This is a genomic window from Dictyobacter sp. Z7_2, from assembly GCF_057551105.1.
Genome location: NZ_BAAJPE010000002.1, coordinates 3,861,356 through 3,873,182, shown reverse-complemented (window position 1 = coordinate 3,873,182; position 11,827 = coordinate 3,861,356). Strand labels below are relative to the sequence as shown.

The following is an 11,827-nucleotide window of genomic DNA, read 5'->3' as shown; positions in this document are numbered from 1 at the left end:
AGACAGCCATAGCTCTACCTTACAATATTAATAATCTAAAGCCAGAAAGTCAGGGCTAATAAGCAGCCAAATAATATATACGAGAATGCAACAAAGATGCAGCTGTGAACAACACAAAGGCAATGGACGCAGCAAGGCAAGCTTCCATTTATTTATGATCCTCGCTGGCCCAGTGACTGACGGTATTGTGATGGATGTTAAGCTTACGGGTGGTGACTCCTGCTCGTGTGGGTTTCAACTCCTGCTCTTTGAATGTTGCATCATAACCACGTTGCTTTGCTCCAGGCGTGAAATAGCGTTGGCAGGAACGACAGCGGAAGCGTTGCGTGCCAGTGCGATTGACACCACTTTGTACGACTGTGTCAGTGCGTTGACAGGTGGGGCAAAACGGATAGCCCTCTCTGCCTGGTTCAATATCTGCTTGGTTCGACACATCAGATGTTTGTCTCCTGCGCTCTGAAAGGCGGAGGAGTTGCTCTGTTTCATTTGCTGACTTTAATGTATGTAAGATGCGTGTATATTGCGTTTGTGTTTTTTTTGTATCTGGATGTGTTAGACCTAATATTTGTTCGCGAATTGTGAGGGCTCGATAATACAGTGACATCGCCTCTTGTAACTTCTCCTGAGCTTCTCGGAATACTGCGAAGTCATAGAGGATCTCGGCGGTATCTGGATGCTGCCCTAATTGGTTTTCTCGTATGTATAGTGCACGTTGATAAAAGGGTTCCGCTTGTTTATGTTTACCCTGCCTGGAATAGCAATTAGCTAATCCATGGAGCGCATAGGTCATATTTAAATGATCGGAATCATAAATTTGTGTGGAGATGTGCATTGCTTGCAAACCACAAGTCTCAGCCTGTGTATATTTTTCTTGTTTAGTATAGAGATCAGCTACATTATTGAGCACACGGGCTACAAGGGCATGCTCGGGCACCAGGATTTGTTCACAGATATGTAATGCTCGTTGGTAGCACTCCTCAGCTTGCACATATTTTCCTTGAAATTGGTAAATAATTGCCAGGATATTTAATGTTTCTATTAAATCATAATGAATCGATCCAAATGCTTTTTCACGGATAAGTAAAGCCCTCTGTCCATATAGCTCGGCTTGTGCATATTGTCCTTGTTGATAATAGGTGATCGCTAACCCATAAAGCGGATATGCAACCTGAGGATGCTCTGGCCCTAGCTGTTGCTCCCAGGAGCTTAACGCTTGTTGATAAAGAGGGATTGCTTGTGCATATTTCCACTGTGAGGAGTAACAGGCTGCCAGGTTGATCCGTGGATGGTTGATGGTTAAATCATCAGCTTTTAATTCATGTTCCCAGATGTTCATCACGTTCATTAACACGCGCTCGGCTTCTTTGTATTTACATTGTCTGATATAGAGAGTCGCCAGGTTGTTCAGCGTAGCCGTGAATTGCAAACGTTCAGCACCTATTCTTCCTTCCAGATTAGATAAAGCTCGCAAGAACAGTTCCTCTGAGAGTTCATACCTCGCTTGATGATTGAAGTATATTGTGGCAAGCTTTGTCAAAGGTGCCGCCAGTGAGGGATGTGTTGGCCCCAGGGTGCGTTCTCTGATCTGGATGGTTCGTTGGAAGAGTGGCTCAGCCTCGTCATACCTTCCTTGTATTCTGTAGAGATTGGCTAACTCGTAGAGGACTTCCGTACGCAAGAAGTCTTCCGGTTCGAGTATCTGTTCTCCTCGCTGTAATGCTTGTTGGAAGAGCGTTTCGGCTTCAGTATAGCGAGCACGCTTAAAAAGATAGCTTGCGACATGGCTCATCAAGGTGATCAATGTCGTCTGTAGTGCCTTATCATTGCTCAATTGCTCACTCTGGCTGATACATAGAAGTGCATGCGAGAGGAGTTGCTCGCTCATCTTCCAGTCGTTTATCTGATTATCTTCGGGGGTAGGGAAAAGCTGCGCCATGGTGCCCAACACACGCGCCATCCATGGATGGCGCATCGTTGCTGTGATATGTACTTTGAGTACCGCCTGTACAAGGCGATGGATGGAGAGCGTCTCTTGTATGCTATTGCGTTGTATTAAGGAATAGGTTAACAGCGCTTTGAGCGCAGCATGGAATGCCAATGGATCGGCAACAAATTTTTCAAACGTTGAGCCTAGCCAGACTGCACCCTGTTGAAAAAACATATCGGGGATGTCATCCGGAGCGAGATAGGCACAAATAGTCAACAACTCGGCTGCCGCTGGATCATGCTTCTCCAATTGCGCGAATGCCATCTGAAAGGTTTTGGTTACGGATAAGGGGTGATCATCGTAAGCGTCCCGTTCGTTTAGCAGACGCACCTCCGAGCTCTGAAAGAGTTGCAAGTAGGTCGCAAAACTGCATTGCGTTGCTTCAATGTATGCTCCAGCCTGATCTAATGCTAGTGGAAGGCCATCCATCGCAGAGACAATTTTTTGAGCATGAGCACCCTCACTGGCAGAAAGTTGCGCCAGTGCATTCCTTTGAGTACGCTGAAGCAAGAAGTGTAACCCCTCATCGGGAGGGATCCGTTCGAGAGTCAACGTCTGCGCGCTGAGTCCCAGCGATTGGCGACGCGAGGTAAAGAGTATTGAACCAGAACGTATTGAAGGCAAAAAAGGCTTGATCTGGGCTGGCTCTTCGGTATTGTCAAAGATCAGTAGCCAGTCTCTATGATTACTAAACCAACGCGTGGTAGCAGCCACGACTTTTTCCTGCTCCTTTTGCAGTTTTTCGGGCAAATTGAGGATATCTGCAATCGCGATCAGGCTAGAGTGGATTGTTTCGACGGTTTCGGCACTAATCCAGAAGACGCCGTTGTAGTTATCAGCGTAGCGATAAGCATATTCGATAGCAGTCTGCGTTTTACCAATGCCTCCCAGCCCATTCAAAGCATAAGATTGGCTCAGGATAGCCGAATGTTCTTGTACTAAGGACTCGTGCAGACGCTGAAGCACCTCTTCGCGACCGGTAAAGAAGGGGTTACGTCGATAGGGAACATGCCAATAGGGAGAGAGTGCAGTAAGACTAGCTTCCATTAACCGACGCGTTTCATTGTTATCTAATTGTAACTGACGGGCAAGTTCCAACACAACTGTTTTGCTCTCAGGAAGGAAATTGCCAAGTTCCCAGGTTCCAATGGTATTGCGGTGGACTCCCATCAGTGTCGCAAGTTTCTTCTGTGTTAGTTGGCGTCGTTTGCGCCATAATTTGAGCAGATCTCCGAAACCGGAGAAATTAGTCTCCATGCTAGCCTTTCATCTTCTAAAGAAAACTAAAAAATTACAAGAAAATGCACAGCTATTTCATGCACTCAATAATTTATCATAATACTAGTACCAGAGTAAATATATAACGCTATTGATTAAAATATCGGGTCTCTTACGCTAAATAATCATAAAGGGAGACTTGAATAGATTTATGGAGGCATTAATATGGCAGTTGTATCATCGGACAAGCTCATTTTAGAAACCACACATCCTGAAACTTGGATAAACGGGCTGTGTATTCCCGATGTTGATACCTCCGTGGAACTTCTGGCTTATGTTGAAGATATAATCGTCTTTTGGCAACATTTCAATGAGCATACGACGGTTCAAGAGATCAAAAATTTGTTAGCATCATTTGAGCAAAGAGCGCATCATAACATTTGCTTTTTCTTTCAGCAATCACCTGAAACGGCACAACTTCCGTTGGACTGCCATAGCGATTTTCCCATTCGCTATGGGAAACTGGTCTATGGAACTCTCGTGGTCAAAAAACAACTTCATTATCCTGCCAAACCAGCCTTTCCACTCCAACTGGCTTACGCACTCTCGCGCCTTTGTGCCTGGCTACTTCACATCTGTGAGCAATCAATGTTTATCTGGAGTCATCAGCAGCCAGGTGTTTCGATCCCTCTGATACTCTCTTGAAGAGATAGAAGTCATCTCGAACCTCAGCAGGGGCAAAAGCCCATAGGGGTATATATAAGTGCGGAGAGCCTCTTCTCAGGAAAATGCACAACGAATTTATCCTTATTTATTTACTGTGCACATACTGTGCATTTTGCCCGGGTAAACTATGCACAAGATAAAGTACTATAGTAACGAATGATGCATTAGCAACATATCGTTCTACATATCCACAAAGTTTTAATGTCCCATAATATGATTTTTCATTACTTGATATCTACATTTCGCAGTTTCAATCTGGAAAATAGAATTGTTGATAGGTTGGTCCGAGTAATGAAATGATCTTACGATGCAGCGGCTACAAAAACAGCGGAATATCACATTCATGTATATTAGCAAAGTCAATATTCATTGCTTGAAATCCTCGCGGATCACGCAAGTAGCAATGAATAATGGCAGTCACGTGTTCGTTAGCTAATTTCCGTTTTTTTGTCAATTCCCCTGCAAAATGTGGGTAAGAAAGGTTGTATATGACACTTCTGCTGATTGTTTCAAACATCTTGTGCTGGTTAGTCATAGGGCTGATAGCTTTGTTACTCTTAGTGCTTGGTCGGGCACACACGGATTTAGTACGTTACGTTAATCAATCAGAGTCCCAGAAACCAGTACATACAGAAGCCTTGTTAGGTCAGGTGGCACCTGATTTTAAACTTCTCACTCTGGACAAGCACCGTACATTTTCTTTAAATGATCTTTTTGGTCATCCCGCGTTGCTTATTTTTCTCTCCCCCAGTTGCCCACTTTGCCACCAAGTCATGGTGCAGTTGTTGGCAATACAAGAGCAGTGGACGCAGAAAGGAGGTCGTGTTTTGGGGGTGAGTAGTGGCGATCCAGGTGAAATGCAACGTATTGCATTTCACCTGGGGGTTAATTTTCCTATTCTGATTCAGGAACAATGGGAGCTATCCCGTAAGTATCAAGTAACTTCAGCTCCAATTGGAATTGCTATCTCGGCTGATGGCAAGATAGCAGGGAAAGGTCCACTTGGTAAAGTTGAACAAATAGTAGGTTTAATGGAAGCTGCTCAGATAGAGATCAATATGACAGAATTGTATGGAAAAGGCAATATTCCTTCACCTGTTGTTCCGGGGCTGTGAGTAGAACCAAGATATATTGTATATCTTGACAGTCAGATTATTATTAATAATGGAGAAGTAAAATTATGAATCTTGGCAACCTGTTTGATAGCCCTCTCGCTCAGTCATTTGCTAAAACAATTGATCGTCGCCGTGCTCTTCGTACGCTTATCTTTGGTACTGGTGCGGCAGCCGCTACTTCGGTCCTAGCTAATGTCCCAGGAGTGCATGCATCAGCACTGGGCCTGAATATGTCAAGTGATATTCGCATTGCTGAATTGACTGGCTCTGTATTGAAAGCTGAGGTAAAGAAGTTTACTACCAGTCAAGAATATAAAATTGCCAGTCGCTCTTTGGAGGCGAAAGGCTTTAGCAGCAGTGATCGGATTGCTAGTGGGGTCCAGGTTTTTACTAAGACTGGTACTGTTTGGGCATCCCATACTGTGTTAATCCTACGTTATTCTTCTAGCAGTGAAAGTGCATTTCTGGCCCTCCAATATAGTAGTGCCGATTATACCGTTGGCTTTACGATCCGTCAGAATACAACTCCATTGAGCCAGGCTGTCTATGAAGTTTCGCCTCATACAATTAACTATTTGGGTACAATGCAGGCAAATGGCTCCGATATCATATTGAAGCCTGTCAATCAAGCTGACGTAGTAATCTCGAAAAAACAACAGCTTCTCACAGAGAACGTTGTTCAGCCTAATAGTGCTAGCTGTTCTCTCTGCATAAGTATTTGCGGAGGTATTGCGACACTTTGCGGGTTGGGTTCTTTCTGGGGTGTTGCTTCGTGTGTTCTGTGGTGTGGTGGACCTGAGGACGTCCCATGTGAGATTCTTTGTGGCGTTCTCTTCGTGGCGATTTGTAGTGCAGGCGAAACCAATTGTCAAAGCATTTGTTTCAGCAATGGCTATTGCTGAGAGACGCGGTGAAAAATGGGAATAAACACATACATGAAATACCTTGCCCAGAATTGTATTCCATATATGTGATTGCACCCTACTCATCGATGTTGACATAAATACATTTGTTTGCTGATGAGTTGCAAGTCATCAAAGATCTGGCTTGCAACTCATCACAATTCGTAATCAAGAAGAAGGAAAAGCTTTATGAAGCCTAATCCACGAATGGTCGCGATTGCCGCGATTCCCGTACTACTCATTTTGTTATATACGATTATTTCACAAACGCTTATTCTTAATGGCCATAGACAAGGATTCATAAATGCCACTGTGCTTTTGGGTATACTTCTCCTCATTTGTGGTATTGTCGGTCTCGTTTTTTCATTGCCACTGGCACGTACAACATCAAATAGTAGTACATCAAGAAGATCTAATTTCCGGCTTTTTCTGCTTTCTATTGTGATCTTGATCATCGGCATTGCCTTTCTAATTCAACAGTTTGTCTTGCTCCATCAATAATCTGTTTAGAAGGAGAAAAAATTGCATCCATCTGATTCACTTCTAGAACCTCTTTTATCCGTAAATGATGTAAAAAAATTTTACGGTGAGCATTGTGCAGTCAAAGAGGTAAGTTTTCAACTTCAAGCAGGAGAATTGGTTTCTCTTTTAGGAGAAAATGGTGCAGGTAAGTCCACTATCCTCCAGATCATAGCAGGTATTCTCACCCCTGATAGTGGAAGCGTAATAGTGCAAGGAAATAAGGTTACTCGACGTGAGAATGCCGTAAAACAACAGATTGGTTATCTGGCTGAAGAACCTTTCCTTTATCCAACGTTATCTGGATTTGAATTCCTGGCCTTTGCCGGAGCCCTTTATCGCTTACCCAGATTACTCTGTGCAACTCGTGCCCGATCTCTCTTACATGAGATGAATCTAGATGAGGTAGCCCATCAACGCATCCAGAGCTATTCCCAAGGTATGCGTCGACGTCTGGCATTATGTGCTGTCCTTATGCATGAACCTCAATTATTATTGATGGATGAACCATTAAATGGGCTCGATCCAGTACATGTGCGAGCGGTAAAAGATATGTTTACACGCCTCTGTCAGAAAGGGTGTGCTATTCTTATTTCTACCCATCTATTGGATGTGGCTGAGCGGCTTTGTCCACGCTCAATAATTTTGCGAGAGGGACTAGTACTTGCCGATGGTCCCTTGGAGCGTCTACGCCAAACGTCACATCAATCGGAGCAATCTACACTGGAGAGTGTCTTCTTTGCTTTAAATGAGCAACAAAAACAAACGAAAATGGAATTTCAAATATGAAGTATGCTTTTCTTATGGGATCTTATCGTCAAACCCTGACACTTTTCCATTTGGGATGGCGTGTACGAAGCAAGGCATGGCGGGAGCATCCCATGCGTTCCATACGTGAATTGGTTGTGATTATTCTTGTTCTTTTAGGAGCATGGGAGCTGGGTTCATGGCGAGCGGCTAATTTACCTCTACAGGGATTACTGCATTTAGAGGTCTTACTACCCATTGGCTTTTGCCTGTTTTTTTTTGTAATCTTTGGTTGGCAATGTCTGAAGGCCCCAGAAGCATTATGGAATATGACTGATGCACTGTGGTTTGCGTGCGCACCTGTATCCACTGTCTATATCTTAGGTCGAGCCACTTTGCGTCTATTGAGTGGGTCAAGAAGCGCAGATATATTGCTTCTTGCGTGTACAATTGCCGTCATGCGCTCATTGCAGATTAGTCCTGTACAATTTTTTGCCTGGGCATGCATCCTACTTTATGAAACATTTGTGGCAACACAACTTGCCCTGATCTTGAATCTTGCGCTGGTCTATACGTTCGGTAGACACCATATACGGTCAATGATTCTTATATGTGCCATATCTCTGTGTCTCCTACCCATTATCCTGGTGGTGTTGCTTAGTATTCCCACATTTACGCAACCTCTTCTCCATGTGCTTACCCCTATTTTATTGGGCCATTACGCTCCTGGGATGATTCTGGCAAGTGTCCCACTAACCCTTACTGATCAGGTTGTGATCGGCTTTATACAGCCACATGGCTGGGAACTTATGAGTGAAATGAGTATTCTTGTAAGTATTCCGTTGCTCCTGATAGGAGTATGTATATTGATTGGGCGTTCTACCTACTGGGTCGGTTGGGAAGGTTTACAATCTGCTCCAGGCAAACAGAAATCTTCGGTCCTAAGAGAAACTGGCGTACAGTCTTTGTCCATTGTCGATGGAGGTTTTTGTTGGCGTTTAGCATGGAGAATCCCCTTTCTCTCTTCTCAGGTGGTTGGGATCATGGGGTTTTGTTGGCAAGATGCTCTGTATGATTGGACCCGCTGGTATACAGTAGTGACTTCGGTACTGATGATTTTAATCTTTTTACCCAGCTTATCTGTCAATTTTCTTCTTGCTCCTCTTTTGCTGGCTATGATGATGGGCATTAGCACACTGGTTGTACGGATTATTGGGCTGCGCTCCCTCAGTCGTGTCATGGAAGCTAAAAGATGGCTACAATCCTCTCCAGTTTCGAGCGAGACAATTTTGTGGAGCTGTATTTTAGCTACTTCTCTACCTGCATTGTTACTTACCTGGTTTATCAGTGTGCCCTTGTTTTTTCTTTTGCGCATTCCACTATACTTAGTGACAATGACCTTCTTGTATGGAACATGTGGTGCATTAATTATCAGCATGTTGGGGGTAGCTACTTGTGCTTTTGCCGTAGATAGTGAAATGAATAAAAATGACTCTCGTCTTGGAGGACTCCTCTTTTTCTTTACAAATACATGTCTTTATATCACGTTCGAGTCTCTTTTAGTACGTGTTGTCTTTTCTACACTTGATGCTTCACTACGAAATTTGCTCTTAACCATCTTGACTGGCCTGACTCACTTGCCTTTAGGAACTCCACAAGGAGACCATATCTTTTTACTTTTAATTGTTGTCAGTTTTCTTAGCCCTATCTTTGTTTACATTGCGGGTTGGCATAAACTTCGTACAGTGTTACTGTTTCAGTAGAGACTTATAAGTGAGGTGAAAACTATTATGTTGTTTATCCTTTTGTGTAGTCGTTCCTTTGTAAGTATTCTTTTTCTTTACGCAGGAATTCAAAAATTGCGAGACATCCCACAATTTTATCGTTCCATACATGCTTTTCAGCTTTTATCAAACAGAGGGAGTAAAATTTTTGCTTGGATATTTCCCTGTCTTGAAATTTTGGCCAGTATTTCACTTTTTCTTAATCTATTGTATCCCTGGCCATCTTTTCTCCTCATTGCGCTTTTATTTGTTTTTAGCGGAGCATTGGTCATTAGTTGGGCGCAAAAACGAGAAATCTCTTGTAACTGTTTTGGAGAGAGCAATAGCATAACATCTTACCCTGTTGCTCTTACAAGAAATGCATTGTTGTTTTTATTTGTGCTGATCACTGTGATGAGGACAACTATCGGATTTTCTTCTTTCGGTTCTTTTTTTACGATGCAACAAATTTTATCTATCATGATTTCTCTTGTTTTATCATTTTGTATATTGTTTATACGTATATTATGGGGTTTATATCAAGTACAGTCAATGACTATATCTTCAAAACAGTTATTTAACACACATACGCCATCGATGAAGCCTCCAGCCTCTAGCTATTTCGTTAAACGGAGATAATTTAGCTTCTCAGACGAAGGCAAATACACTCAATCACTAGAGCTCTGAGTTCGATCCAGGTGTTCGTGCTCCAATACTTTTACGCACATCAATTTAGCATAGTGAAGAAGCTCCTCTGCTTGAGCCGATACACCTTGTACCCTCAAATAAATACCAACCTCGTTGAGAAGACGCTCAGATGCCTGCGTTGTTATCTCCCAACGTTTAATAAGCTCTACACAAATCATCACATGAGGAAGTAAATATTGACACTGAGGCCACATCATAACATCGTTACCATCAGGAAAGGAAAGATTTACCATGTTTATGATGCGATATGCCCATTCACGTTGAGCAAGATCATCCATGCTATCTTTAAGCACAATCTGAGTCAGTGGGTGGATAGTAAATATCTTAGATGCAGCATTTCGATGCAAAAGAGAAGAGGCACGTAAAGTAGCAACCACCATATCAAATGAGAAGGTATCCGAGACGATTGGTCCAAGGATAGGGCCAAGCTCAGTGCTAGCCTTCATAATCATACTTTCAGGAATGCTATCTGGATAAAGAAAAGCACAAAGGCGTAAAAAATCGAGTGCAGAATGGTTGAGATGTTCAATCTTATCAAATAAAAGCAACAATGTTGTATATACCGAATGAGGATGGCAATCAAAATCCTTACCACGTAAGGCGAGAGCCCTTCCCGGCTGACATTCATAAAGAGCAAGATAAGCATCAAAACCGCATCCAGTCTCCTCAATGTAAGCCCCTGCCTGATCAAGAGCTAATGGCAAACCGCCCATTTTCTGGGTCAGTGTAAATGCGATTGATCGATTTAACTCAGATACAGCATTGAGAGAAGCCGTCAGAGAAAGCAATTTGGCACGGCGCAGAAGAAAAAGAATACTATCATTGGAAGTCAGGCACTCAATGTAAATCTGTTGAGCCAAATTTCCGGCCGCTTGATTACGCGTTGTTATCAGCACATGTCCACGAATTTCGAAATTAAAAATTTGCTGAAATATAGCCATATCTTCCAAATTATCTAAAATCAATAACCACTTATCATGGTCCTTCAACCACTGTTTAACTACCTCAATTCGACTCAATCGATACGCTTCATATTCCTGAGAATGGTCAAGCAGAGAGGTAATCGTCATAAAATCAGTCGTAAAAACCTCACGATTCTCGGCACGCACAAAAAAAATAGCAGCATACTCTTGATGAAAACGATAGGCATATTCTACAGCTATTTGAGTTTTCCCAACCCCACCTAATCCATTCAGTATTTGAGCTTGTGTTACGATAAAATTCTGCCCTTTACTTAAGAAAACATCATGTAATTGCACAATGATAGCATCTCGACCTGTGAAAAATGGATTACGCTGGTAAGGAATGCTCCAAAGACTAGTAGAAACTGGTGACGGTTGTTCTTTAGAGATGCCAAGCAAACTTGCTTGAAGTAATTTTTCTGTATCTTGGTCATCAAGATGCAAAACATCAACCAAAGTCATTATTCTCGACCGACCCTTTGGAAGGGTATCACCTTGTTCCCAGGCAACAATACTGTTACGATGAACGCCTACAGCCTGCGCTAGTTTTTGCTGACTCATTTGCTCACGCACACGGAATTGTCTTAGATACTCTCCAAATGTATATTTGCTAGGTTTATACATGTCACTTCTTCCTAAATATTTCACGGAACTCCACTAAAAAATAGGATTGTCTTTTATTTATTCATTTACTGTACCTTTTGCCTAGATGAGCTATGCATTCTATAAGTTATTATAGTATTAAGTAGCGCCCATAGCAACGCATCTCTTTATCGATTCATAAAACTTCAATACTGTATAATATAGTTTTCAATCAATTGGAGGCATAATAGGAGATGTTGCAAGAGCATTTATTGCCGTACTAATTGTCGCAGTTCCAGGCGCAGTAGTCGCCATCGAAGATAATTTATGTGGAAACAAAGGAGTATTCATCGACGTAAACTGATTAATATAAGTGAGTATTAATACTGTCTTTTAAAGATAGAAGGCCAGTTCATGCTGAACTTGCAAGAAGTAAGTCTGATAAACAACAAAGGTGCAGAGGGTATGAAACCCTCTGCATGAAGAGATGATCAATCAAAAATGCATATCATTGCATTTTTGATTGATGTTACCCCAAAAGGAGACCAATTATGTCTTTCTTCAAGAATGTAGTCTTTCCTGTTGTCGTATGCATTGT

At 42.4% G+C, this 11,827-nt stretch carries 9 protein-coding genes; 7 read left to right on the top strand and 2 right to left on the bottom strand.

Annotation, left to right across the window (positions count from 1 at the left end; all coding sequences use genetic code 11):
• Window positions 1-148: 148 nt before the first annotated feature.
• Window positions 149-3,244, bottom strand: a complete 3,096-nt coding sequence (gene fxsT / locus AC27N8_RS29740; protein WP_487072305.1) for an FxSxx-COOH system tetratricopeptide repeat protein — start codon at window positions 3,242-3,244, stop codon at window positions 149-151.
• Window positions 3,245-3,430: 186 nt separating this feature from the next.
• Here fxsT and AC27N8_RS29735 point away from each other — a divergent pair, with 186 nt between their 5' ends.
• From AC27N8_RS29735 to AC27N8_RS29705, 7 genes are all read left to right on the top strand, one after another.
• Window positions 3,431-3,910, top strand: coding sequence for a hypothetical protein (locus AC27N8_RS29735; protein ID WP_487072303.1), 480 nt, complete (start codon window positions 3,431-3,433; stop codon window positions 3,908-3,910).
• Between the two features lie 509 nt (window positions 3,911-4,419).
• Window positions 4,420-5,046 (top strand): peroxiredoxin family protein, encoded by a 627-nt coding sequence (locus tag AC27N8_RS29730; RefSeq protein ID WP_487072301.1) that lies wholly within the window; start codon window positions 4,420-4,422, stop codon window positions 5,044-5,046.
• 65 nt (window positions 5,047-5,111) lie between these two features.
• Window positions 5,112-5,948: a hypothetical protein gene (locus AC27N8_RS29725; protein ID WP_487072299.1), complete on the top strand. Its 837-nt coding sequence runs from the start codon at window positions 5,112-5,114 to the stop codon at window positions 5,946-5,948.
• Window positions 5,949-6,137: 189 nt separating this feature from the next.
• On the top strand, window positions 6,138-6,449 hold the full coding sequence (locus tag AC27N8_RS29720; RefSeq protein ID WP_487072297.1) for a hypothetical protein: 312 nt from the start codon (window positions 6,138-6,140) through the stop codon (window positions 6,447-6,449).
• 21 nt (window positions 6,450-6,470) lie between these two features.
• Entirely contained in the window at window positions 6,471-7,256 is a 786-nt protein-coding gene (locus AC27N8_RS29715) for an ABC transporter ATP-binding protein (protein WP_487072295.1), read from the top strand.
• Window positions 7,257-7,741: 485 nt separating this feature from the next.
• The gene (locus AC27N8_RS29710) at window positions 7,742-8,977 is read left to right on the top strand and encodes a hypothetical protein (protein ID WP_487072293.1); all 1,236 of its coding nucleotides are present in this window, start codon (window positions 7,742-7,744) and stop codon (window positions 8,975-8,977) included.
• A 27-nt stretch (window positions 8,978-9,004) separates the two neighbouring features.
• The gene (locus AC27N8_RS29705; protein WP_487072291.1) at window positions 9,005-9,616 is read left to right on the top strand and encodes a MauE/DoxX family redox-associated membrane protein; all 612 of its coding nucleotides are present in this window, start codon (window positions 9,005-9,007) and stop codon (window positions 9,614-9,616) included.
• A gap of 29 nt (window positions 9,617-9,645) precedes the next feature.
• Here the strand turns inward: AC27N8_RS29705 and AC27N8_RS29700 are convergent, their stop codons facing one another.
• Window positions 9,646-11,271 carry a DUF7779 domain-containing protein gene (locus AC27N8_RS29700; protein WP_487072289.1) on the bottom strand — a complete coding sequence of 542 codons (1,626 nt, stop codon included), beginning with the start codon at window positions 11,269-11,271 and terminating at the stop codon, window positions 9,646-9,648.
• Window positions 11,272-11,827 lie beyond the last annotated feature (556 nt).